The organism is Frateuria sp. sgz306004, from assembly GCF_057750885.1.
The window spans coordinates 604,147-628,515 of the sequence record NZ_JBYLFE010000002.1; the positions used below are offsets into that span (position 1 = coordinate 604,147).

At 66.6% G+C, this 24,369-nt stretch carries 15 protein-coding genes; 7 read left to right on the forward strand and 8 right to left on the reverse strand.

What is annotated here, in order from left to right; all coding sequences use genetic code 11:
- Positions 1-139 precede the first annotated feature (139 nt).
- Entirely contained in the window at positions 140-1,534 is a 1,395-nt protein-coding gene (locus AC3G2C_RS05995) for a sensor histidine kinase (RefSeq protein WP_488383700.1), read from the forward strand.
- A 9-nt stretch (positions 1,535-1,543) separates the two neighbouring features.
- Here AC3G2C_RS05995 and AC3G2C_RS06000 read toward each other — a convergent pair whose 3' ends face one another.
- Positions 1,544-2,287, reverse strand: a complete 744-nt coding sequence (locus AC3G2C_RS06000; protein ID WP_488383701.1) for a response regulator transcription factor — start codon at positions 2,285-2,287, stop codon at positions 1,544-1,546.
- Between the two features lie 218 nt (positions 2,288-2,505).
- Between AC3G2C_RS06000 and AC3G2C_RS06005 the strand changes: the two genes are divergently transcribed.
- Positions 2,506-5,190 carry a M1 family metallopeptidase gene (locus tag AC3G2C_RS06005; protein WP_488383702.1) on the forward strand — a complete coding sequence of 895 codons (2,685 nt, stop codon included), beginning with the start codon at positions 2,506-2,508 and terminating at the stop codon, positions 5,188-5,190.
- Positions 5,191-5,536: 346 nt separating this feature from the next.
- The gene (locus tag AC3G2C_RS06010) at positions 5,537-9,646 is read left to right on the forward strand and encodes a hypothetical protein (RefSeq protein WP_488383703.1); all 4,110 of its coding nucleotides are present in this window, start codon (positions 5,537-5,539) and stop codon (positions 9,644-9,646) included.
- Between the two features lie 47 nt (positions 9,647-9,693).
- On the opposite strand, the gene AC3G2C_RS06015 is transcribed toward AC3G2C_RS06010, so the two are convergent.
- The 6 genes from AC3G2C_RS06015 to AC3G2C_RS06040 form a co-directional block, all read right to left on the reverse strand.
- Complete coding sequence (locus AC3G2C_RS06015; protein WP_488383704.1) at positions 9,694-10,710, reverse strand: NADP-dependent oxidoreductase; 1,017 nt, start codon at positions 10,708-10,710, stop codon at positions 9,694-9,696.
- Between the two features lie 17 nt (positions 10,711-10,727).
- Positions 10,728-11,516 carry an SDR family oxidoreductase gene (locus tag AC3G2C_RS06020; protein ID WP_488383705.1) on the reverse strand — a complete coding sequence of 263 codons (789 nt, stop codon included), beginning with the start codon at positions 11,514-11,516 and terminating at the stop codon, positions 10,728-10,730.
- A 223-nt stretch (positions 11,517-11,739) separates the two neighbouring features.
- Positions 11,740-12,510 carry an SDR family oxidoreductase gene (locus AC3G2C_RS06025; RefSeq protein ID WP_488383706.1) on the reverse strand — a complete coding sequence of 257 codons (771 nt, stop codon included), beginning with the start codon at positions 12,508-12,510 and terminating at the stop codon, positions 11,740-11,742.
- A 76-nt stretch (positions 12,511-12,586) separates the two neighbouring features.
- Complete coding sequence (locus AC3G2C_RS06030; RefSeq protein WP_488383707.1) at positions 12,587-13,276, reverse strand: histidine phosphatase family protein; 690 nt, start codon at positions 13,274-13,276, stop codon at positions 12,587-12,589.
- Positions 13,277-13,278: 2 nt separating this feature from the next.
- Positions 13,279-14,349 (reverse strand): phosphotransferase family protein, encoded by a 1,071-nt coding sequence (locus AC3G2C_RS06035; protein WP_488383708.1) that lies wholly within the window; start codon positions 14,347-14,349, stop codon positions 13,279-13,281.
- Positions 14,346-15,575 (reverse strand): acyl-CoA dehydrogenase family protein, encoded by a 1,230-nt coding sequence (locus tag AC3G2C_RS06040; protein WP_488383709.1) that lies wholly within the window; start codon positions 15,573-15,575, stop codon positions 14,346-14,348. Before AC3G2C_RS06040 ends, AC3G2C_RS06035 begins: the two co-directional genes overlap by 4 nt.
- A 128-nt stretch (positions 15,576-15,703) precedes the next feature.
- Here AC3G2C_RS06040 and AC3G2C_RS06045 point away from each other — a divergent pair, with 128 nt between their 5' ends.
- From AC3G2C_RS06045 to AC3G2C_RS06060, 4 genes are all read left to right on the forward strand, one after another.
- Entirely contained in the window at positions 15,704-16,624 is a 921-nt protein-coding gene (locus AC3G2C_RS06045; RefSeq protein ID WP_488383710.1) for a LysR family transcriptional regulator, read from the forward strand.
- 77 nt (positions 16,625-16,701) lie between these two features.
- On the forward strand, positions 16,702-18,378 hold the full coding sequence (locus AC3G2C_RS06050; RefSeq protein WP_488383711.1) for an FAD-dependent oxidoreductase: 1,677 nt from the start codon (positions 16,702-16,704) through the stop codon (positions 18,376-18,378).
- Between the two features lie 102 nt (positions 18,379-18,480).
- The gene (prmC, locus tag AC3G2C_RS06055; RefSeq protein ID WP_488383712.1) at positions 18,481-19,305 is read left to right on the forward strand and encodes a peptide chain release factor N(5)-glutamine methyltransferase; all 825 of its coding nucleotides are present in this window, start codon (positions 18,481-18,483) and stop codon (positions 19,303-19,305) included.
- A 72-nt stretch (positions 19,306-19,377) separates the two neighbouring features.
- Positions 19,378-21,765: a TonB-dependent receptor gene (locus tag AC3G2C_RS06060; RefSeq protein ID WP_488383713.1), complete on the forward strand. Its 2,388-nt coding sequence runs from the start codon at positions 19,378-19,380 to the stop codon at positions 21,763-21,765.
- Here AC3G2C_RS06060 and AC3G2C_RS06065 read toward each other — a convergent pair.
- Positions 21,742-24,342, reverse strand: a complete 2,601-nt coding sequence (locus AC3G2C_RS06065) for an MMPL family transporter (RefSeq protein ID WP_488383714.1) — start codon at positions 24,340-24,342, stop codon at positions 21,742-21,744. The two genes, AC3G2C_RS06060 and AC3G2C_RS06065, sit on opposite strands and share 24 nt — an antisense overlap.
- Positions 24,343-24,369: the final 27 nt, after the last annotated feature.

Sequence of the window (24,369 nt, forward strand, 5' to 3'; positions counted from 1 at the left end):
TCAAGGCGACCTGTGCAGTCACGCACACTTTTCCACGTGACATTTCCCAACCTCTCGCAATCTCACCCATATCCACTCTTGCTCACTGCACCAGGGCATGCGACAAATGCACAGTTGTATGTCGTTCTGGGGGGAACGCATGATCAAGAACATCTGGACGGCCGGGAGGGACTGGCTGTCCCAGGTACCCGTGGAAGACCCGGTCGATCGCCGCAATGCGCCGTTTGTGCAGTTGCTGCTGATGGGCATGGGCCTGGTGGTGCCGGTGAACAAGGTGATCCACCTTTGCTTCACCTCGTTCCGCCACAGCATGAGTGGCACGGGCCTGCTGGCGGACGTGTTCACCGACGGCGTCATGATGGCCGTGGCCTGGTGGAGCTTCTATCTCGTACGTACGGGGCGCTTTCGCCAGGGCGTGACGCTGTATCTGGCCGTGATGCTGCTGTCGGCCTTGCTGGCCTATTCATTGATTGGGCTGGAGCGCCTGACCAACGATCCGTTTCCCTTGCTGCTGTTGGGCGTGGGCGGGTTGGTGATGGGGCGACGTACCCTGTGGCGCGTGTACGCGGTGCTGATGCTGGTGTTCCTCGCCGGCTCCGCTTCCGATGTGCTGCGCCAGCTCGGGCATGGTCCCGTCGAGTGGTTCCTGGGCAAGAAGGTGTCGATGGTGGCCAGCTATACCATCGTAGCCATCATCCTGGATCGCACCATTGCCGCGCTGCGCGAAAGCCTGGCCGAGTCCAATGCGCGCGGGCAGTTGCTGGCGGTTGCCAACGAAAGCCTGTATCGGGAAATGCAGGATCGCGTGCGCGCTCAGCAGTTGCTGGTGCACGCACAGAAGCTGGAAACCGTGGGGCGCGTAGCCGGTGGCGTCGCGCATGATTTCTCCAACCTGCTAGGCGTGATCCTGGGCTATGCGCAGCGCCGCGAGCGCCTGGCCGACAGCGGCGTCGATGCGTTGCTTGGCGCCCTGCAAGGGGTGGAGGGTGCGGCCCAGCGTGGCATGACGATCACGCGCAGGCTGTTGAGTTTCAGCCGGCAGGAGCCGACGCGATTGGAGGTGTTCGACGTGGCCGACGCCCTGCGCGACTTGTTGCCCATGGTATGCCAGTTGTTCGACACCAACGTGCGCGTGGAGTTGGCCTTGAGTGAATCGCCATTGCCCATACACTTCGATCGTTCGCAGTTCGAACTGGTGGTGTTGAGCATGGCTGCCAATGCGCGCGATGCGATGCCCCAAGGCGGCCGTTTCCTCATAGGCACCCACGGTGATGAGGCGCTAGGGAGCGTGGAAGTCACGCTCGCCGACAGCGGCCTGGGCATGAGCGAAGAAGTGAGTGGGCGCGTGTTCGATGCTTTCTTCACCACCAAGGCTGCCGACCGCGGCACCGGGCTGGGGCTCAGTGTGGTCAAGGATGTGGTGACGGCTGCCAGCGGCCACATCGACGTGCGCAGCGCACCGGGGCAGGGCAGCTCCTTCCGTATCAGCCTGCCGCGCGCGGCGGCTGCGCAGCCGATGGAATTGATCGCGTAGCGCGAGGAATCAGTGCAAGGCGTCGCGCACGAAGATGTAGCCGGCGCCGCGCGCAGTGACCAAGGGCGACGCCTCGCCGGTTTGCTCGGCGATCTTTCGGCGCAGCCGATGAATCAGCATGTCCAGGCGGTGCGGATCGAAATCGTAGACATCGTCGGCCAGTAGCGCGATCAGCGCCTCACGTCCCACCGGGTTGCCCGCATCGGCGATCAACGCGCGCAATACGCTGCGTTCGGGGACGGTAAGCGCGACCACTTTGCCCTTGGGCGACACGAGGCACCACCCGTCGGTGTCCAGATGCCATGGCCCCATCCCTGCCTGCACCGCACGCGGCGCGGCGTGGCCTTGCAGTCGGCGTTGCAGGCTGTGCAGGGTGGCGGCCAGTACTTCCACATCCGCCGGTTTGGAAAGATAGGCGTCGGCGCCATCGCTGAGCGCGCGAATTCGGTCTTCCCGGCCGTGATTGCCGGTGAGCATGACGATGCCCAGGTCGGACAACTCGCGCAGATGGCGCAACACGCTTAGGCCGTCCTCGTCGGGCAGCCCGATGTCGAGCACCACCATGTCGAAGGGGTGCCTGAGCATGTGACGGTAAAGCTCGGCGGCCGTGCCCGCGCCGGTGATGTCAAAGCCGAAGTCGCGAAGGCCCGGCACCAGGATCGCCTCGCGCAACTGCGGGTCGTCCTCCAGCACCGCCACGCGCGGCATCAGGCGAGGCGCGCGTGGAAGGGGTGGCGGCGGGTTGTCCTTCATGCCAGTGCTGCCTGAGGAAAGTCGTCTGGACTATAGCAAGGGGTTTGGTGGGGACCGCAAGGACTTGTGGGACTCGTAGGAATACGTCGTAGGCCTTTGGGTGGTGTAAATGCGTCTGTACTGACGAATTCGCGGTACTCCATGCCTTTTGGCACTGGGTCATAGGTCATGCCTACGCCTAGCTTGCGGATTCGTTTGTCCCCAGGGGATCGTTCCGCATGCGTCGTTTCGCTCGTCCGTTTGTCCTTACCGCACTGGCCGTCTGTTGTGGCGCCGCCCTGGCCGCACCGGCCACCGATGATCAGCCGCACGGCACGCTGCCGACCTGGGTGAAGCCCGAGTCGTACCAGCTCGACTTCAAGGTCGATCCGCGCCAGGCCGATTTCTCCGGCACCACGGTGATCAAGCTCAAGCTTGGCCAGGCATCGGATCATCTGTGGCTGCACGGCCGCGAACTGAAGGTGAGCAAGGTCACCGTGACCGACGCCGCCGGCAAGTCGCGCGCGGGCAAGTATGTGGACGTGGCGCCGCAGGAAGGCGTGGTGCGCGTGGACTTCGGCAGCACGCTCAAGCCGCAGGAGCTCACCCTCGCCATCGAGTACACCGCGCCGCTCAACCTGCAGCTGCAGGGCCTGTACAAGGTGAGCCACGAAGGCCAGCCGTACGCGATGACACAGATGGAGCCGATCAGCGCGCGCTACGCGTTCCCGGGCTTCGACGAGCCCTCGCTGAAGACGCCGTTCGATATCCGCCTGACCATTCCCAACGATGAAGTGGGCGTGGCCAACACCAAGCAGGTGAAGGAAGAACCGGCCGGCCAGGGCTGGAAGCGCCTTACCTTTTCCACCACCAAGCCGCTGCCCACCTATCTGGTCGCTTTCGGCGTGGGCCCGTGGGACGTGGTGAAGGGCCCGGACATCTCGCCCACCGCCTACCGCGCGCAGGCGCTGGAGCTGCGCGGCGTGGCCGCCAAGGGCGAAGGCCATCGCATGCAGCACGTGCTGGGCGAAACGCCGAGCATCATCCACACGCTGGAGGAGTACTACGGCTTCGGCTATCCGTGGGACAAGCTCGACCTGCTCGCCGCGCCGGACTTCTCCGCCGGCGCAATGGAGAACCCGGGCCTGGTCACCTTCCGCGACTGGCTGTTGCTGCTCGATCCCGATTCCCCGGCCAACTACGTGCGCGGTTCGTTCAACGTGACCGCCCATGAGCTGGCGCACCAGTGGACCGGCGACACCGTCACCATGGCGTGGTGGGACGACCTGTGGCTCAACGAAGCCTTCGCCACCTGGATGCAGCAGAAGGTCACGCAGAAGGTGCACCCGGAATACCGCGCTGACCTCGACCGCGTGCGCGGTGCGCAGGGCGCGATGAACGGCGACAGCCTGGTCACCACGCGCAAGATCCGCCAGCCGATCACCGGCAACGGCGATATCGAAACCGCGTTCGACGGCATCACCTATCAGAAGGGTGCAGCCGTGCTCGGCATGTTCGAAGGCTACGTGAGCGAGCCGGTGTTCCAGAAGGGCATGCGCGCGTACATCCAGGAACACAAGTTCGGCAACGCCACGGCGGATGACCTGATCAACGCCATCGCCAAGGCGGCCGACAAGGGTGAGGATTTCAAGCAGGCCTTCAAGAGCTTCCTCAACCAGCCGGGCGTGCCCTATGTGCAGACGCGCCTGGAGCAGCAGGGCGACAAGACCGTGCTGCACCTCAGCCAGAGCCGTTACCTGCCGGTGGGCAGCAAGGGCGACGACAAGCAGGTGTGGGGCGTGCCCATGTGCGTGCGCTACGGCACGCCGGACGGCAGCAAGGTGAGCTGCGAATTGCTCGACAAGGCCGAGGGCACCATGGTGCTCACCGGCGCCAGCAAGGCCACCTGGGTGCTGCCCAACGCCAATGGCACGGGCTACTACCGCTTCGCCATGGCCAAGAGCGACCTGGCGAACCTGGGCAAGCAGGTCGACAAGCTCGATGACGCCGAACAGCTCGCGTACGCCGATGCGGTATACGCCAGCTTCAAGCACGGTGACTTGGATGCGGGCGACGTGCTCGCCGCGCTCAAGCCGCTGACGGCATCGAAGACGCGCGAAGTGGCCACCGCGCCGCTCACCAGCTTCAACTGGATCTACCGCAACCTCGCCAACACCGACGCGCAGCGCGCCAAGCTCGCCGCCTGGGCCAAGGCCGCCTACCTGCCGCGCCTTACCCAGCTGGGCTATCACCGCAAGCCGAACGAAGCCGACTCCGACTCCCTGCTGCGCACCGCGCTGGCCGAGGAGCTGGCGTTGGGCGTGAAGCTGCCGGATGTGCGCGCGGAACTGCTCAAGCAGGGCGATGCCGCCCTCAAGCGCAAGGCCGATGGCCGCCTGGACTTCAGCGCCGCCGATCCGGACCTGCTCGGCGTGGCGCTGGGCGTGGCCGTGCAGGAGCGTGGCAAGAGCGCGGTGGACGCGCTCATCGCCGAGCTGCCGCAGACCAGCGACCCGGCGCTGCGCAACGCCATGCTCAGCGGCCTGAGCGAAGCGGACAGCACGGTCACCGCCGAGCAGGTGCGCAACTTCGCGCTGGACAAGAAGGTGAAGGTGGGCGAGATGGCCATGCTGCTCATGGGTGGTCGTGACTCGCGTGCGCAGCGTGATGCCACCTGGCAGTGGGCCACGACCAACTACGACCGCATTGTCGAGCGCACCGGCAGCTTCGCCGGTGGTCGCCTGCCCGGCATGATGGGCGGCGGCGGTTGCTCGCAGGACGAGGCCGAACGTCTGCAGACGTTCTTCAAGGATCGCGCCAAGCAGGTGAGCGGTGCCGAGCGTGGCCTGGCCCAGACCACCGAAAGCACGTTGCTGTGCAGCGCGCTGGTGAGCAAGCAGGACGCCGCCACGATCCTGCGCTGATCGTAAGCACACGACCATGAAGCCGGGCGGTGTCTACCGCCCGGCTTTTTTTTTGTCTGCGCGAACCCCGTTACGCCCGATGCGACGTTTCATGGCTAAAAGGCGTTGCGGGAGGCGCAGGGTGCGCTTCCCTAAGGATGCTCTGATTTTGATCGTCATTCCTGCGTAAGCAGGAATCCAGTGCCTTGGCGCGCAACGATTTAAAGACACTGGATTCCAGCGCTTGCCCCGTTTTGGGGATGCTGGGATGACGAGCAAAATGTCGTTCAATCAGAGCTTCCCTAGTCGACGCCTCCCGCTGGCACCTACACTGGGCCGGCCCACCCGGGTAGTCAGGGAGAAAGACATGCGTTGTCCGTGGGGATGGTTGTGGCCGTTGGCATTGCTGGCGGCGCCGTTGCTGGCGCAGGACGTTCCGCCAGCGCTGAAGGATTGGCAGGGCTGGGTGCTGCACGATGTGCCCGAGCACGCCTGCCCCTGGCTTGGCGATGCGGGCGATCATGCCTGCGTGTGGCCAGGTCGCCTGGCGATCGATGCCGGCAAGGACGGTGCGCATTTCACTTTCGATGTGCACGTGGATGCGCCCGGCTGGGTCGCTCTGCCCGGCGATGCGCAGGCGTGGCCGCAACAGGTCAGCGCCAACGGCAAGCCGCTGCCGGTGCTATCGCACGAAGGCAATCCCGCGTTGCGTCTGGACCCGGGTGATTACAGCCTGCGTGGTGAACTGCCCTGGGTGAATCGGCCGGCGCGGCTGCATGTACCCTTTACCATCGGCCTGGTCACACTGAGCCTGGATGGCGCCGCGGTGAGCCGGATCGAACGCAATGGCGAGCAGCTCACCCTGGGCGAAGCCGCCGCCGCGCAACGCGCGGTGGATGCGTTGTCGATGCGCGTATTCCGTCGCCTTGGCGATGGCCTGCCGTCTACGTTGGAAACCCAGTTGCAGCTCAACGTCACCGGCAGCGCGCGCGAACAGGTGCTCGGGCCGGTGTTGCCCGATGGCTTTGTCGCCACCGCGCTCAGCGGCGAATTGCCGGCGCGCCTGGAGAGCGATGGCCGCCTGCGCGTGCAGTTGCGGCCCGGTCAATGGACGCTTTCGCTGGGCGCGCGCGGCACGGGCGTGCTCGCTCAGGTGGCACTGAAACCGCCAGGTGAGGGTTGGCCCGCGCAGGAAGTGTGGAGCTATGCCGACGATGCCTCCCTGCGCAGCACGCGCGTGGACGGGCAGGCCACCGACGCCGGCCAGGCCGATGTGCCTCCCGACTGGGAAGCCTTGCCAGCCTATGTGCTCGATGCTTCGCACGGCCTTGCCGTCGAGGCGGGTACGCGCGGCGGCGAGGGTGGCCAGGGCGATCAACTCACCCTGCAACGCAAACTGTGGCTGGATTTCGACGGGCATGGTTTCACCACGCTCGACCACCTTACCGGCACGCTGCGCCGCAGCCAGCGGCTGGACGTGGCCGCACCCTGGCAATTGCAGAGCGCCACGCTGGCGGGTGCGCCATTGCTGGTCACCACCGATGCGGGCGGTCGTCAGGGCGTGGAGTTGCGTGGCACGCAAATCAACGTCACCGCCGGTTTGCGCCTGCCCGAACGTGGCAGCGCGGCCAGCGGCGGCTGGCGACTGCCGCTGGAACGCATCGATGGCACGCTCTACCTGCCGCACGGCTATCGCTTGCTGGGCGCGGTGGGCGCCGATCGCTCGCCCGATTCGTGGATCGCGCAGTGGAGCCTGCTCGACTTGTTCGTGGTGGCGTTGATCGCGTTGCTGGCCGGGCGTCTGCTTGGCTGGCCATGGGCGCTGGTGGCGCTGGGCTTCCTCGCCTTGTCGCTGCACGAAGGCGGCGCGCCGCGTTGGACGCTGGCGGTGGTGCTCGCCTTGGGCTTGCTCACGCGAGCCTTGCCCGAGGGGCGTCTGCGCGCGTTCGCACGCATCGGCGCCGTGGCACTGCTGGCGCTGACGGTGCTGTGGACCTTGCCGTTTGCCGCGACGCAAATGAACGTCGCCCTGCATCCGCAGTTGGAGGAAGGTGCCTACGCCACGGCGGTCCGCTTCGCGCCGGAAAGCGAGGCAACCGCCGAGGTCGAGGAGGCCCCCGCCGCTGCTGCGCCAGCGGTGGAAGAGGTGTCTACCAATGCCATCGCACCCGCACCACCCGCTCCGCCTGCGCCACCGGCCGATATGGTTGCCACATCTGCGATGAAGCAAGCCTATCGCTCGTCGCCCAAGGCAAAGGCGCTGTCTTCGGTCACCGTCACCGGCACCCGCATCACGGCCGCCAACACGGTGGGCCATGAGGTGGATGCGCAAAGCGTGATCCAGGCCGGTCGCGGCACGCCCTCGTGGGATGTGGGCAACAACTATCGCCTGGGTTGGTCCGGCCCGGTGACGGCCGAGCAATCCACGCGCCTGGTGATCGCGCCCGCATGGCTGGTGCGCTTGCTGCGCGTGGGCATGCTCGCGCTGCTGGTGGCCTTGCTGGCCAAGCTGGCCCTGGGCTGGTGGCGTGCATGGCCGGGCGTGACGGGCGGCTGGCGCCTGCGTGCCGGTGCGGTGGCCTTGCTCGCGCTGGCCCTGTTGCCGCATGGCACGCATGCACAGGCCACGCCGGGGCACGAGGTGCTCGACGCCTTGCGTGCACGCCTCACCGAAACGCCCAAGTGCGAACCCAACTGCGTCAGCGCGGCCCAGGCTACGGTGCAGGCCAATGGCGACCAGCTCACGCTGGCGATGGAGTTGCACGTGGGCGCGGCCATGGCGGTGCTGTTGCCGCAAGGCGACGATGCGCTGCAACTGCAATCGGTCGATGCCGATGGCAAGCCGGCACCGCTGTTGCGCGGCGTCGAAGGCAAGATGGCGGTGCGCCTGGACAGTGGCGTCCACCATGTCACCCTTCGTTATCGCGTAGCCGCCGTGGATACGGCGAATGTGCAGTTCACCCTGCATCCGCAGCGCGTGCTGTTCAACGGCAACGGCTGGAGCGCGGACGGCCTGGACGATGGTCGCCTGCTCGGCGACAGCCTCGCGCTCAATCGCGTGCGCACCGCGGCCGATGGGCAAACCCAGGTGGGCACGGCGCAGACCTTTCCACCTTACGTACGCCTGGTGCGCACGTTGCAGCTGGGCAATGAGTGGACTGTGGAAAACACGGTGCAGCGCATCGCACCGCTGGATGGCGGCTTTAGCCTGGATCTGCCGCTGCTGCCGGGCGAGCACCCGCTGGGTGACAACGTGCGGGTGAAGGATGGCCGCATCGGCGTCACCTTCAACGCAGGCGTGAATGAGGTGCGTTGGAGCAGTCGCCTGGATCGCCGCGATCAGCTCGACCTGGCGGCCCCGGCACTGGGCGAGCGCGCCGAACAGTGGGTAGTGCAGGCGGCGCCGATCTGGCACGTGGAGGCCAAGGGCGTGCCCGCCACGCTCGATGACAACGGCCTGCGCTATCAACCGTTGCCCGGTGAAACCTTGGCGCTGGCGGTCACCAAGCCGCAGGCGGTGGCAGGCCCCAGCCTCGCGTTCGATGCGGTGAACCTGACCAGCCAGGCGGGCGATCGCGCCAGCGAGATCACCCTGCAGCTGGTGGCGCGCAGCACGCGCGGTGGCGAGCATGCCTTGAAGCTGCCGCCGGGTGCCGAGTTGATGGAAGCGCGTCGCGACGTGCAGCCGATCAACCTGGCCATTCGCGACGACAAGCTGAGCCTGCCGCTGCTGCCGGGCGTGCATCGCTACAGCCTGCGTTTGCGCCTGCCGCAGGGTGTGGGCGCGGTGACGCGCATGCCGGCACTCTCGCTGGATGCACCCGCCGCCAACCTCGACCTGCACCAGGCGTTGCCGCAGGATCGCTGGGTGTTGTGGACCTGGGGCCCGTCCAAGGGGCCGGCGGTGCTGTACTGGTCGCAGTTGCTGGTGCTGCTGCTGGCGGCGTGGCTGCTCGCGCGCTACGCGCCGACGCCGCTGCGCTTCTACCAGTGGTTGCTGCTGGGGCTGGGTTTCTCGGCGTTCGCCTGGGGCGCCTATGCCCTGGTCGTGGTGTGGTTGATCCTGCTGGGCCTGCGCGCGCGGCATGTGCTGCCCGAGCGCTACGGCACCACCTTCAACCTGCAACAGGCTGGCTTGGCGCTGCTCACGCTGGTGGCCCTGGCGGTGCTGGTCTCCGCAGTGCCCAAGGGTTTGCTGGGCCTGCCGGACATGCATGTGGCCGGCAACGACTCCAGCGCCTGGCAGCTCAACTGGTTTGCTGACCAAACCGATGGCGCGTTGCCGGTGGCTGGCGTGTTCAGCGTGTCGCTGTGGGTCTACAAGATCGCCATGCTGCTGTGGGCGCTGTGGCTGGCCAATGCGCTGATCGGCTGGCTGCGCTGGGGCTTTCAGTCGTGGAGCGAAGGCGGCTATTGGCGGGCGCGTCAGCGCAAGGCGGCAGAGCCGCCGCCGGTGCAGGCCGAACCGGCGGAGTAAGCGCGTTGTCACCGCTGCGGCAGGTGCCGCAGCGGTGACGCACTTGATCAACTGTCTTGGGCGATGCGCAGCACCAGCTTGCCGGTATGGCTGCCGTCGAACAGGCGGTTGAGTACCAGCGGTGCATTCTCCAGGCCGTCGGCGACGGTTTCGCCGGCCTTGATCTGGCCGCTGACCACCCAGCCGACCAGGTCCTGCACGGCGCGTTGCTGGTCGCGGTAATCGAAGGCGAGGAAGCCGCGCACGGTCAGCCGCTTGACGATGATCACGCTGTAATCGTCGGCAGGCTTGCCGCCGCTGGCGTAGTTGGCGATCAACCCGCACAGCGCCACACGGCCGCCGTTGACCATGCGCGAGAGCACCGCGCGCATCACCGGGCCGCCCACGTTCTCGAAGTTCACGTGCACGCCATCCGGCGTGGCGGCGGCGAGTTGCTGCTTGAAGTCGTCGGCCTTGTAGTCGACGGCGGCGTCGAAGCCCAGATCCTCCACCAGGTGGCGGCACTTGTCCTTGCCACCCGCGATGCCCACCACGCGCGCACCGCGCAGCTTGCCGATCTGGCCGGCAATGGAGCCGACCGAACCGGCGGCGGCCGATACCACCAAGGTTTCGCCCGGCTGCACCGGCGCGATCTCGGTGAGGCCGTAATACGCGGTGATGCCACTGAAACCGCACGCGCCGAGCAAGGTGGGCAAGCCCACGGGCGGTTTGGGCGGCAGCTTTACCCAATCCTTGGCTTGCGCGTCGCGGATAACGGCGTAGTCCTGCCAGCCCACCAACCCTTGCACGAGGTCGCCCACCGCATAACGGGCGGACTTGGACGCCACCACGCGTCCCAGGCCAAGGCCACGCATCACCTCGCCGATGGCGACGGGCGGCATGTACTGCGGGATATCGCTCATCCACACGCGATTGGTGGGGTCCATCGACAGGTAGAGCACGCGCACCAGCGCTTCGCCTTCGGCCAGTTCGGGCACGGCCTGTTCGTGCAGTTCGAAGTTGTCCTGGCGCACCAGGCCTTCGGGGCGGGTCTTCAACAGCAATTGGCGATTGATCGAGGTCATCGGTAAATACTCCGGCATTACACGGCGCGGGCGCCGCCATCGAGCACCAGCTCGGCAGCGGTGACATAACGGCTTTCATCGGATGTGAGATACAGCACCGCATAGGCCACGTCGTCCGGTTCGCCCAGGCGACCCATGGGAATGCCGCGCACCAGCTTGCGCGTGGCTTCCTCCTCGCCGAGCGCGGCGAAGAACGGCGCCACGATGCCGGTGCGGATAAAGGCAGGGTGGATGGAGTTGCAGCGCACATCGATCTTCTGGCGCGCGCAATCCACCGCCACCGACTTGGTGAGCGCGGCCACGGCGGCCTTGGAGGTGTTGTAGGCGGTGTAGCTGGGGTCGATCTTGAAGGAGGCGAGCGAGGAGATGTTGATGATGGACGCCGGCTGCGCATCGCGCAGATAAGGCAGCGCGTGCTTGCAGCCCAGCATCACGCCCTCCACGTTCACTGCCATCACGCGGCGCCATTCCTTCAACTCGATCTCGCCCACCGTGCCCAGCGAGCCGACGCCGGCGTTGTTCACCAGTACCGAGAGCCCGCCCATGGCGAGCGCGGCTTCGGCGAGCAGGCGCTCCCACTGCGTTTCCTCGCGCACGTCGTGCGGGGCGGACCAGGCCACCTCGGCGCCGATCTCGCGGTTGATATCGGCCGCTTGCGTCGCCGCGGCGGCGCCATCGATATCGGTGAGAAACACCTTGGCGCCGTGGCGAGCCAGCATGTGCGCCGTGGCGGCACCGAGGCCGCCACCCGCGCCGGTGACGAAAGCGCGTTTGCCGGCGGCGCGCGGGGCAGGATTCAAGCTCATGCGTGGTCCTTTGTTAGGGAAGGTGTGATTAATCGACTTTTTGTTCGTCATTCCTGCGGACCCCAAAAAGGGGGCGAGAGCAGGAGGTGCTCTTTAACAGCCGAAGGGCTGGTCATCCAGCGCATTTACGTTCAAAGATTTACAGGCACTGGATGACCAGCCCTTCGGCTGTTGAAAGGCGCTTCCAGCATTCGCTGGGATGACGATCAAAATCAGAGCATCCTTAGATGCACAGGTAGCCGCCATCCACGTTCAACACCGTGCCGGTGGTGTAGGAGGCAGCATCGGAAGCGAGATACAGCGCGGCGCCGGCCATCTCCGACGGCTGCGCCACGCGACGCATCGGCACATGCGCCAGCGCCGCCTTGAGAATGGCCGGGGTGTTCACCAGTACCGAGGCGAACTTGGTGTCGGTGAGGCCAGGCAGCAGAGCGTTGCAGCGCACGCCTTGCTCGGCGCATTCCACCGCGAACGCCTTGGTCATGGAGATCACCGCGGCCTTGGTGATGGAGTAGATGCCTTGCTGCGGCCCCGGCACCACGCCGTTGACCGAGGCGACATTGACGATGGCGCCGCCGCCGTTCTTTGCCATGAGCCGCGCGCCGTGCGTGGACATGTAGAAATAGCCACGAATGTTCACGTCCACCGTTTTCTGGAACACCGACGGATCGGTATCCAGGATGTGGCCGAAGAACGGGTTGGTCGCCGCGTTGTTCACCAGAATGTCGAGGCGGCCATGGGCCTTGTCGATATGCGCGTACAAGGCCTCGATCTGTTCGAGCTCGCCGATATGGCAGGCGAAGGCTTCGGCCGAGCCGCCATCGGTGACGATGGCATCCACCACGCTTTGGCAATCGGCCTGCTTGCGACTGGATACCACCACGTGCGCGCCGTGCAGCGCGAACAGCTTGGCGATCTCGGCGCCGATGCCACGGCTGGCGCCGGTGACGATGGCGATCTTGCCGGTCAGGTCGAAGGAGGTAGTGGCGTTCATGCGTGGGTTGTCCTGGTGGTATCGAGGCGCAAAGCGGGCTTCGTCGGTGAGGAGAAATGCACGATGCGGTGCTGGTTCATCGCAAGGTCACCAGGCGGGCATCGCGCGCCTGTTCCAAATGGGGCCATGCGTTGTACGTGACCAGCGTGGGGCCTCGTGAGCCTAGACGCAGGCGCGTCACGCCGGTGTTCACGAGCTGCCAGCTCAAGATGAAGGCTTCGCCGGGCGGCGTCTGCAACAGTTGAGCGGCAATGACCGCGATGGGGCCGCCGGAGGTGAACGCCCATACCGTGTCGGCGTCGCTGCTGGCGAGTTGTTGCAGCGCCTGCGCTACGTGCTGGCGAAAGGCAGGCCAGGTGATGCGGTAATCGGCATCGTGGGCGCCGCTGGTCCAGCGTTGCAGCGCGTCCACGAACAGGCGCTGGAAGGCGCGATGCGGATCATCGCTTTGCTTCATTGCCGCACGCAGCGCACCCGGCGCGGCGAGGTCCGGGCGCAACCGGGCGAGCAGCTCTTGATGATCCACTTCGTCCAGGCCTGTGAGCACGTGAGGCGTGTGCGTGACACCTGCTGCATCGAGGCAGTGCAGGGCAGTGTCGCGATGGCGCACACGTGGGCCCATCGCCACCTGGTCGGGCAAGGGGCCACACGAGGCGAGCCATTCGCCGAGCAGGCGTGATTGTTGTGCACCCACGGCCGAGAGCTGGTCGTAATCATCGGCGCTGAAGCTGGCCTGGCCGTGGCGGATCAGCAGCAGCTCGCGCATGTTCAGCGCTCCAGCGCCGCGATCACGCGGCGGCAACGCATGCCCATGTATCGCGCCGCATCGCCAAAGCCGGCGAACTGCGGGTTGGTGGTCTGGCCGAGGGCGTAGCGGCGGTAGATCTGCTGGATGATCACCATCAGGCGGAACAGGCCGAACACTTCGTAGAAGCCAAAGCCCGACACATCCAGGCCACTGCGCTCGCCGTAATAAGCCACCACCTCGGCGCGGGTGAGCATGCCGGGTTCGTGCGTGGGCTGGCGACGGAACGATTGGAACACCGCATCGTCATCGGCCTGCACCCAGTAGGCCAGCGAGCTGCCAAGGTCCATCAGCGGGTCGCCGACGGTGGCCAGTTCCCAGTCCAGCACACCGATGATGTCGAGCGGATTCGCTGGCGCGAGCACCACGTTGTCGAAGCGGTAGTCGTTGTGGATTACGCATCGGGCGTTGTCGCGCGCGGGTTGGTGGGCGGCGAGCCAGGCCAGCACATCGTCGCAGGGGTCGGAGCCCTCGGTGGCCGCCTGGCGCCAACGTTCGCTCCAGCCGGCGACTTGGCGCGCGATATAGCCATCGCCCTTGTCCAGTTCACGCAGGCCCGGTTGCGCGACATCCACCTGGTGCAGTTCCACCAGGCGATCGATGAAACCCGTGCATAGGCGGCGCACGCCGTCGCGATCCAGGCTCAGCTCGGCGGGCAGGTCGCGCCGCAGGATGGTGCCGTGCAAGCGTTCCATCACATAGAAATCCTGACCGATGACGGAGTCGTCATCGCAGCGCGCCAGGATCGCCGGCACGTAGGGATAACTGGGCTTGAGCGCAGCGATGATGCGCGCTTCGCGCAGCATGTCGTGCGCCGACTTGGCCTTGGCGCCGCGCGGCGGGCGACGCAGCACGAGTTCGCGATCGCCGTAGCCGAGCAGGTAAGTGAGGTTGGACGCGCCGCCGGGAAATTGTTTCACCGTTGGCGTGCCGTGCAGGTCAGGCAACTGCTGCTTGAGAAAGGCATCGACACGTGCAAGGTCGAACGCGTCTTCGTCGCGCACGGCGCGCGCCTGGTCGGTGGTGGCGGTCATGCGTGCGGCTCCGTGGCCAGCTGGGCCTTGGCTTCGAGTTTGGCGACCACCGCGCGATGGACTTCATCCGGGCCGTCGGCCAGGCGCAACACGCGGGCATAGGCGTAGAGCTGGGCGAGCGGGAAATCGTCGGTGAGCCCCGCGCCCCCGTGGATCTGGATGGCCGCATCGGCGGCCTGCTGCGCCACTGCCGGCACCACCACCTTGATCTGCGAAATCAGGCTGAGCGCCGCCTTGCTGCCTTGCGTATCGAGCATCCACGCGGTCTTGAGGGTAAGCAGGCGTGCCTGCTCGATGGCCATGCGCAGGTTGGCCACGATGTCGGCGTTGCCGCCCAGCTTGAGCAGCGGCTGACCGAAGGCGACGCGCTGGCTGGCACGGCGGCACAGCAACGTCAGCGCGCGCTCGGCGGCGCCCAGTGCGCGCATGCAGTGATGCACGCGGCCGGGCCCAAGGCGCCCCTGCGCGATCTCAAAGCCGCGACCCGGGCCCAGGATCACGTGACTCAGCGGCAGGCGCACCTGATCAAAGCGCATCTGGCCGTGGCCGGATGGTTCGTCGTAGTGATGGAACACCGGCAGCATGCGCTCGATGTGCACGCCGGGCGCATCCAGCGGGCAGATCACCATACTGTGGCGGCGGTGCGGTTCGGCCTGCGCATCGCTCTGGCCCATGAAGATCACGAAACGGCAATGCGGATGGCCTAGGCCGGTGGTCCACCATTTGCGGCCGTCGAGCACCACCTCGTCACCTTCCACGCGGGCCGTGGCCTGCATGTTGGTGGCGTCGGAGGAGGCCACGTCTGGCTCGGTCATGGCGAAGCCCGAGCGAATCTCGCCGCGCAGCAGCGGCGCCAGCCAGCGCTCGCGTTGCTCGGGCGAGCCATAGCGGTGCAGCACTTCCATGTTGCCGGTGTCGGGGGCGCTGCAGTTGAACACCTCCGGCGCGATGAAGGAGTGCCCCATACGCTCGGCCAGCGGCGCGTAGTCGAGGTTGCTCAGGCCCTCGCCGCCGTCCAGGTCGGGCAGGAACAGGTTCCACAGGCCCGCTTCGCGGGCGCGCTGCTTGAGTGCCTCCATCACCGGCGGCTGCACCCACTGCCGATGATCGGCGCTGCCGCTGAGCGCGGCGGCATAGGCCGCCTCGGCAGGTTCGACATGCTCGCGCATGAAAGCGTCGAGGCGGGCGAGCAGCGCTTGGGTGTGCGCGGACGGGCTGAAATCCATGGTCGGGCTCCTGGCGTCCGTCCAGCCTACGCCGCTGTCGCAGGATCAGTGAAATGAATATGCTTTATGGCATGTCATTCACACTGTGCATGGGCTCGGCCCGTGCGCCAGGGCGGCCCGGAGGCCCAGTGGAACGCGATCACCGCATCGACCTGAACCTGTTCCGCGTGCTGGACGCGATCTACACGCACGGCGGCGTGAGCGCGGCGGCGCGGGCCCTGCACCTCACCCAGCCGGCGGTCACGCACGCGTTGGGGCGGTTGCGCGATCAATTGGGCGACCCGCTGTTCAACCGCCAGGGCAATCGCCTGCAGCCCACCGACAAGGTGCGCGCGATGATGCCGGCGGTACAGGCGCATTTGAAGGGTTTGCTGGCGAGTGCGCGTGCCTTGCCGCATTTCGAGCCCGCGCAGCTGGACCTGGAGTTCGTGCTGGGCTTTCGCGACATTCTCGAATCCATCGTGCTGCCCGGCCTGATGGCGCGCATCGGGCGCGAGGCGCCAGGCGTGCGCGTGGTGAGCCGGCGCGTGGCGGCGGACGAGATGGAACGCGAACTGGCTTCGGGCACGCTGGACCTGGCGGTGGATCGGCCGCTGCGCGCCGGTGCGCGCCTGTCCCGCCAACACCTGGCGGATGAGACGCTGGTGGCGGTGATGCGCCGCGACCATCCGCTCGCCGGCGGCCTGCGCCGGGCCGACTACCTGGCCGCGCATCATGTCATCGTCTCGCCGTTGGGCGAGGCCAACGCGCTGGATGTGCTGCTCGGCCAGAACGGCATGTTTCGCGAGGTGCGGATGGTCTGTCAGCACTATGTCTCGGCCTGCCAGATCGCGGCGGCGAGCGACCTGCTGCTCACCGTGCCGGCCGCGTATGCCGAGCATGTGGCCGCGCAGTTGCCCATCGCCGTGTGCGCGCTGCCGATCCGCCTGGCGGCCATCCCGATCATGGCCTACTGGCACGCCAGCAAGGACGACGACGCGGCGCATCGCTGGTTTCGTGAACGCCTCGTCACGGCGATGACGGCGGCCATGGCGCCCGCGCCGCGTTGACTTGCTAGCGACACGCGCGCAGGCGCACGATGGCTGGACCGGTACGCCAACGGATCAGCCCAGGGAGGTGTCGCGCCATGTCCGACCAGTCCGCATCGCCCGAGGTCGTCTACGACCCCACCGATCCCATGCGGCGCAAGGAGCAGACCTTTCCCAAGCTCGCACCGGACATGATTCGCCGCATCGCCGCCTACGGCGAGGAGGAGCAGGTGCCTGGCGGCACCGTGTTGTTCCGGCGCGGTGAGCGCGGCGTGGATTTCTTCGTGGTGCTGGAGGGCCTGATCGAGGTCTTCGAGCTGGACAAAGATGGCCAGCCGAACGTGTTCACCATGCATGGCGCACGGCAGTTCAGTGGCGAAATGAATCTGCTCAATCGGCGCAGCATCATGGTGTCGGCGCGCGCGGCCGTGGACAGCCGCGTGATTCGCGTGCACGCGGATGCCTTTCGCCGCATGGTGGCGGCGGAGGCGGACATCAGCGAAATCATCATGCGCGCCTTCATCCTGCGTCGCGTGGGGCTCATCCGCATGGGCTACGGCGGCGTGGTGCTGGTTGGCCCGGGGCACAGCGCCGATACTTTGCGGCTCGAGCGCTTCCTGGTGCGCAACGGCTACCCGCATCGGTTGATCGACACCGAACTCGACCCCGATGCTGGCGGCTTTATCGAGTGCTTCCAGCTCAAGCGCGAACAATTGCCGGTGGTGATCTGCCCGGAGCGCTGTTTCCTGCAAAACCCCAGCACCGCGCAATTGGCCGACGAGTTGGGCATCACCGAAACCATCGACCCCAACCATGTGTATGACGTTGCCGTGGTGGGCGCCGGTCCTGCGGGGCTGGCGGCGGCGGTGTACGCCGCCTCCGAGGGGCTATCCACCATCGTGCTGGAAGGGATGGCGCCCGGTGGGCAGGCCGGCACTTCTTCCAAGATCGAAAACTACCTGGGCTTTCCCACCGGCATTTCCGGTCAGGCGCTGGCGGGGCGCGCGCAGGCGCAGGCGCAGAAGTTCGGTGCGCGCATGGCGATCTCGCGACATGCCTCGGCCATCGATTGCAGCCAGCAGCCTTATCGGTTGAACCTGGACGATGGTCAGTCGCTGCTGGCGCGCGCAGTGATCGTCGCCACGGGGGCGCGCTATCGCAAGCTGGATGTGCCCGGTTACGTTCGCTTCGAAGGCGAAGGCATCCATTACGCTGCCACCGCGATGGAGGGCCAACTGTGCCGCAACGAAGAGGTGGTCGTGGTCGGCGGCGGCAACTCAGCGGGGCAGGCGGCGGTGTTCCTTTCGCGTATCGCGAAGCACGTGCACATATTGGTGCGCTCCAACGGTCTGGCCGCCACCATGTCCGACTACCTGGTACAACGCATCGCCCTGTCGCCGGATATCACTTTGCATACCCGCAGCGAGGTCGTGGAACTGGCAGGGGACGACCGCCTGCGGCGCGTGAGCTGGCGGCATCGCGACACGGACGAACTGACCGAGCGGCCAGTAAGCAACATGTTCGTGATGATCGGTGCGGAGCCCAACACCGATTGGCTGCGCGACTGCCTTGCGCTGGACCCGCACGGTTTCGTGCTCACCGGGCGCTGCGCGGAGGGGCATCTACTGGAATCGCCGTATGCAACCACCAAGCCGGGCATCTTCGCCGTGGGCGATGTGCGTGCCGGTTCGGTCAAGCGCGTGGCGTCCAGCGTGGGCGAGGGCTCGGTGGTGATCCAGGCGGTGCATCACTACCTGCACCCCGATGCGGGCTGAGCGGGCGCTGGCATTAAACTGTGCGCTTGCACTCGCCGGAAACGCTCATGTCGCTCATCACGCTTGATCTCTCTCGTCGCCTCGGCGGTAAGGTGCGCACGCATGGCTGAGGTGCGCCAGGCCCTGGCGGCGGCTGCGCAAGCGCTGGGCGACCGGCTGGAAGCCGAGGTGTTGCTGGTGCACGTGCTGGACAAACCACGTAGCTGGCTGATTGCGCATGCCGACGACGCGCTGGACGCGCCCACCCTGCACACCTACCAGGCGCTGGTGGAGCAGCGCCGGCAAGGCGAGCCGGTGGCGTATCTCACCGGCCGTCGCGGCTTCTGGTCGCTGGACCTGGAGGTGACGCCGGCCACGTTGATTCCGCGCCCGGAAACCGAGTTGCTGGTGGAGCTGGCGCTGGAACGTGCGCCCGCCGATGCCAACGTGGCGGACCTGGGCACCGGCAGCGGCGCCATTGCGCTGGCACTGGCGCACGAGCGACCGGACCTGCGCGTCAGCGCCACCGATGCCAGTGGCGATGCGCTCGCCGTGGCGCGTCGCAATGCCGAGCGACTTGGCCTTGGCCGCGTGCGCTTTCTTCAGGGCGATTGGCTAGCGCCGTTGGCGGGGCTGTCGTTCGCGCTGATCGTGTCGAACCCGCCCTACATCGAAGCGGACGACCCGCATCTGCGCCAGGGCGATCTGCGCTTCGAGCCGGCCCGTGCTTTGGCCTCGGGTGTGGATGGTCTGGACGATATCCGCCGCATCGTGCACGACGCGCGAGCCTGTCTGCTAGCCGATGGCTGGCTGCTGATGGAGCACGGCTGGAACCAGGGCGCGGCGGTGCGCGCGGTGTTGGAAGCGGCCGGCTATGTCGACGCCTTCACCGCGCAGGATCTCGAACAACGCGACCGCGTGAGTGGCGCGCGCTGGGCTGGCGCATGAGCTTGCCGCATCGCTGAACGCAAGGCCCTGCGCCCTCGTCGCCATGCGATGCCGGGCGTACACTGAGCCCGCTTGCGAGACGAGGATGCCCCGGGTGGCGCGACCACGCGGGCCGACGAATCCATCCGGCAGGGGAGAGACGCGGTGCTCGACCAGTGGCGTGGTTCCGATCGTTCCTTGCGGTTGCGCCGTTGCGCGCTGGCCGCCGCGTTGTCCACCTTGCTACCGTGCTCGCTGTTTGCGCAGCAGGCCGATACGCAGGCGCCGCCCGCTCCGCCGCGCAAGAGCAATGCCACGCAGCCGGACAAGCGCGTGATCACCCTGGGCGAAGTGATCGTGTCGGCGAACCGTCGACGCGAGCCCTCGCGCGAAGTGCCCATGCACGTGGAGGTGATCAAGGCCGAGGAGCTGCAACAGATCGGCGCGCGCACCATGAACGACTACGTGTCGTATCAACCGGGCGTCTTCCTGGCCAGCCAGGGTGGCACCGGGCAGGGCGAGCTGGTGATGCGCGGCGTATCCACCGGCAACCAGACCAGCCCCACCGTGTCGGTGTACATCGACGATGTGCCGATCGGCGGAAGCACGGTGTACGCAGCGGCGGCTACCTTCCTGATCGATCCGGTGCTGCTCGACCTGGATCACATCGAGTTCCTGTACGGCCCGCAAGGCACCTTGTACGGCGCTGGTTCCATGGGTGGCCTGGTGAAATATGCGACACGTCAGCCCGACGCGAGCGGCGTCTCGGCCAGCGTCGGGGCGGACATCTCCCACACCCAGCACGGCGGCATGAATTACACCGAGCGCGGCACGCTGAACGTACCTCTGGTGAAAGATGTGGCTGCGTTGCGCTTGAGCGTGGCGGACGAACACACCGCAGGCGTCTACGATGCCGTAGGCACGATACCGGCAGGCGGCGCCGATCGCACACACACGCAAGGCATTCGCGCGCAGTTGCAGATCGACCCCAGTGACAAGCTCAGCATCAACCTCAGCGGCATGGCGCAGAAGATCGCCGCCGATGGCCTCTCCATGGCCGACTACAACCTGGCAGGCCAACCGATTTCCGGTGGCCCGTACAACCGCGCACTCAATCATCGCGAACCGTTTACCCAAACCCTGCAGCTTTACTCGCTGCGCGCCAGCTACGACTTTGGCTGGGCCACGCTGGACTGGATCAGTGCCTATCAGGATTTTCAGAATCACAGCGTGCAGGATTACCCCAACGGCTTCCTGGACCTGCTCAACGTGTTGGGGCCGGCCATTGGTGTCGATCAACCGTTGAAGAACCTGTACGTCGATTCGGTGATCGACGTGCACAAGAGCACGCAGGAGATGCGCCTGACCTCGCCCAAGGGGGATCGCTTCGACTGGTTGGCCGGGCTGTGGTTCAACCGCGAAGACGTATGGCAGCGCTACGCACTGTTGGGCGACAACCTCAAGCTGCCGGGCAATACCCAGCTGATTAACCAATACACCAGCGCGCGTTTCGAGGAGTACGCCGGCTACGGCGACCTGACCTGGCACGTATCGCCCGTGTTCGACCTGGCGGCAGGCGCGCGCGTCAATGGCGACACTCAGCATTTGTCGAGCCAGGAGAGCGGCCCGGTGGCGGGCAGTCCGGGCGGTTTTCGCCTAAGCCGCAACAGCTCGGACATTACCGAGATGCTCACGGCTACCTACAAGCCGGACACCAGCCACAGCTATTACGCGCGCGTATCCACCGGCTATCGCCCTGGCGGCCTGCAAGCGCCGCTCACCAGCAGTGTGCTGGGCCCGGTACCCACCGCGACGGAGACCTTCGGCTCGGACAAGCTGCAGAGCTACGAACTGGGCTACAAGGGAAGTCACCTCGATGGCCGGCTCAACGTAGGTATCGATGCCTACGATATCGAGTGGCATCACGTGCAGCTCTATACCTACACGCTGGGCAATACCATCATCCAGAACGCGGGCGATGCGCGCGTCGATGGGCTGGAAGCGCAGCTCACGTACACCAGCGGCCCGTGGAACTTCAATGCGTCCGGCGCGTACACCTATGCGCGCATGTTGGATGACGACACCGCCATCGGTATCAAAGCTGGCGACCCGCTGCCGTACTCGGCTCGCGCCACCGGCACGCTCGGTGTGCGCTACCAGTTCCAACTCGGTGGCTATGGAGCGTACGCCGGTGCTACGCAGCGACTGTCCACGCAACGGCACGCGGGTTTCGCGGGCGACAACAGCGATCCGGATTTTCGTCTGCCTGGGTTCGGCATGCTGGACGTCAACGCAGGCGTTACGTTGGGGCGCGGCGTCACCGTGGACGTCTACTTACGCAATGCGCTCAATCGCCGCGTCGCCATCGGCACGCTCAATGCCGAGACCATCAATTTTCTCGCGGCGCTGGGCGGGCCGATGCTGGTGCAGCAATCCACGCCGCGCGCCTTCGGCGTGTCATTCAACGTGCCGTTTCGCTGAGTTCGCGGGCCCCAGTGCGTAGAGCAGCGCCGGCAGGAACACGAACGTGGCCAACAGCACTGCACCAAGGCTGAGCAGCAACAGCCGCCCCATGCTTGCCATGCCTAGATCGTGCGAGAGCGCCAGTGAGCCGAATGCCGTGCCGGTGGTGAGCGCGGAGAACAGCACGGCGCGTGCCGAAGCGGAGCCTACGAAACGATCCATGCCGGCGCGCCAGTTCATCACGAAGTACACGTTGAACGACACGCCCACGCCCAACAGCAACGGTAGCGCAATGATATTGGCGTAGTTGATCGCCATGCCCGCGGCGCGCGCGCCCAGCGCCGTCAGCAGGGCCGACATGCCCAGGGTAAGCAGCACGATGCCGCTGTCGCGCCAGCGACGCAGCACCAGCAGCAACACGATGGCGATGGCTGCCGTGGCGAGCACGGCGGCTTGCTGGAAGGCACGCATGATGGTGTCGGCCGAGGCGATGGTGGTGACGGCGGGGCCGCCCGCAGCCGGGTCGATGCGCTGCACGGCGGTGACGAAGCGGCGCAGTGCGGCCGTGTCTTGCACGTTGTCGTTGGGCGATACCTGGATGCGCACGCGGCCATCGGGGGCGATCCAGTCGCGTCGGATCGCGGCGGAGACGTCATGCAGCGTGGTCGGCTGGGCATCCAGGGACGTACGCAATCGGTCGAGCTGATCGGGGAGAAAGCGACTGATGGCGGCGTTCATCGCCCAGAGGTTTGCGTCCGGTGCGCGCTGCAGTGTCTGCAAGGCCTCGCCGATGCCAAGCAGGGGCGAACCGGGCGGCAAGCCGGGGCGTGCCTGCGCGATGGCATCGAGGCTGTCCCCCATGGCCTCGCGCAGCGCGGCTGTCGTAAGCGGCGGCGCGCGGCCGGGGCTGCTGAGCGATGGCAGCAAGAGATCCTGCGCTTGCTCCAGCAACTCCATCTTGGACGATTGATCCGTTGGCACGAAGGTGCCGGCATGGATCACGCTGGAGACCTCGGGCAGTTTCTCCACCCGCGCAGCCAGCGCGCGCGCGTGTTCAAGGTCAGGTGCCAGCAGGTAGATATTGAACGGGTTGGTGACCGGGTTGTCGGCCAGTTGCCGCAGCGTGCGCATGGGCTCGGTGTCCGGTGCCTGCGTATGCAGCGGATTGGCGTCGAACGGCAGGCGCCAGGCCGCGTACAGGCCCAGTGCGCCCAGCAGTACGAACACCGCGAGCACGTCGCGATGGCGCTGCTTGAGCCAGGCGTCGCACGCGGCGCCGTAGGGTAGGGCGACGTCACCGGCGCCATCGCCCGGGCGTAGCCATGCGATGAGCGCCGGCAGCAGGGTGAGTGTGCACAGCAGGGCCAGCAGCATGCCGGTGCCGGCGATGACACCCAGCTCCGCCACACCGACAAAGGCAGTGGGCGCAAAGGCGAGGAAGCCGCAAGCGGTGGCGGCAGCAGCCACCGCGATCTGGCTGCCCGCCGAGCGCGCGGTGGCATCCAGTGCGTCGGCCAGCGCGGCGTGGTGTTGGCGCTGGTCACGCAGGCGCACGGCGAACTGGATGGCGAAATCCACGGCGAGCCCCACGAAGAGCACGGCGAACGCCACCGAGATCAGGTTGAGCGTACCCACGGCCAAGGCAGCGAAACCCAAGGTCACGACCAGCCCGGTGAGCAAGGTAAGCAGGATCGGCACGATGAGTCGCCACGAGCGCAGCGCCAGGAATAACCACAGTGCGAGCAACAACACGCTGACCACGGTGCTGCCGACGATGCCCTCGGTGAGCGCGCCGAACTGCACGTCGGAGAGCGGCACCGAGCCGGTGTAGTGCACGCTCACGCGCCCCGCACGCACCGCTGGCAATGTAGCCGCTACGCGTTCCAGCGACTGTGTGGCGGCCAGGCCGGGCTGCAGGGCGCCACGATCGAGCACGGGATGGGCCAACAACAGTGTGGGGCCGCTCGCTTGGGCGATCACGTCGGAGCTGAGCATCTGCTGCCAGGACAGTGGAGGCGGCGCGCCGTGCGTGGCCGCGTCCAGCACCTGTCGCAGTTGTTCCAGCGCCGTGTGATAGGGCGAGAGATCCGCATGCGCCACGCGTACGCCTTCGGCCATCAGCGCGATGCCCTTGAGCAACCCGCGTGCGGAGGGATCGCCCGCGAGCGGGCCCAACAGCGGCTGCGCGGCATACAGGCCATCGAGCAGCTTGGCGAGATCCTGGGTGTCGAGCAGAAGCAGACCTTCGCGGCGCAGGAAAGGGTCGGCATCGGGGCGCGTTACGTCGTGGAAGTGCGTGGTGTCGGCGCGCAATTGCTGCATCAAGGTATCGGCGGTGGATTCCGCCTCTTCCGGCGTGGCGCCGCGCACCACGATCACCAGCACGTCGTTGAACTGCGGAAACAGGCGGTCCATCGCCAGCGACTGCTGTCGCCAGGGCAGCCGCGTGGAGAACATGTGGTCGGTGTCGGTATCCACGCCCAGGTGGCCCTGGGCGTACCACAGGCTGGCGATGCTCAGCAGGGCATAGGCCAGGCACGCCCGCCACGGGTGGCGGGCACTGGCATGGACCAGGCGGGCAATCCAGTCCGTCACGACGCGACCCCCGAGATCACCGCGTCA

Coding starts and splice junctions, on each gene's coding strand:
- AC3G2C_RS05995 (WP_488383700.1), top strand. CDS start 140: ATGATCAAGAACATCTGGACGGCCGGGAGGGACTGGCTGTCCCAGGTA.
- AC3G2C_RS06000 (WP_488383701.1), bottom strand. CDS start 2,287: ATGAAGGACAACCCGCCGCCACCCCTTCCACGCGCGCCTCGCCTGATG.
- AC3G2C_RS06005 (WP_488383702.1), top strand. CDS start 2,506: ATGCGTCGTTTCGCTCGTCCGTTTGTCCTTACCGCACTGGCCGTCTGT.
- AC3G2C_RS06010 (WP_488383703.1), top strand. CDS start 5,537: ATGCGTTGTCCGTGGGGATGGTTGTGGCCGTTGGCATTGCTGGCGGCG.
- AC3G2C_RS06015 (WP_488383704.1), bottom strand. CDS start 10,710: ATGACCTCGATCAATCGCCAATTGCTGTTGAAGACCCGCCCCGAAGGC.
- AC3G2C_RS06020 (WP_488383705.1), bottom strand. CDS start 11,516: ATGAGCTTGAATCCTGCCCCGCGCGCCGCCGGCAAACGCGCTTTCGTC.
- AC3G2C_RS06025 (WP_488383706.1), bottom strand. CDS start 12,510: ATGAACGCCACTACCTCCTTCGACCTGACCGGCAAGATCGCCATCGTC.
- AC3G2C_RS06030 (WP_488383707.1), bottom strand. CDS start 13,276: ATGCGCGAGCTGCTGCTGATCCGCCACGGCCAGGCCAGCTTCAGCGCC.
- AC3G2C_RS06035 (WP_488383708.1), bottom strand. CDS start 14,349: ATGACCGCCACCACCGACCAGGCGCGCGCCGTGCGCGACGAAGACGCG.
- AC3G2C_RS06040 (WP_488383709.1), bottom strand. CDS start 15,575: ATGGATTTCAGCCCGTCCGCGCACACCCAAGCGCTGCTCGCCCGCCTC.
- AC3G2C_RS06050 (WP_488383711.1), top strand. CDS start 16,702: ATGTCCGACCAGTCCGCATCGCCCGAGGTCGTCTACGACCCCACCGAT.
- prmC (WP_488383712.1), top strand. CDS start 18,481: ATGGCTGAGGTGCGCCAGGCCCTGGCGGCGGCTGCGCAAGCGCTGGGC.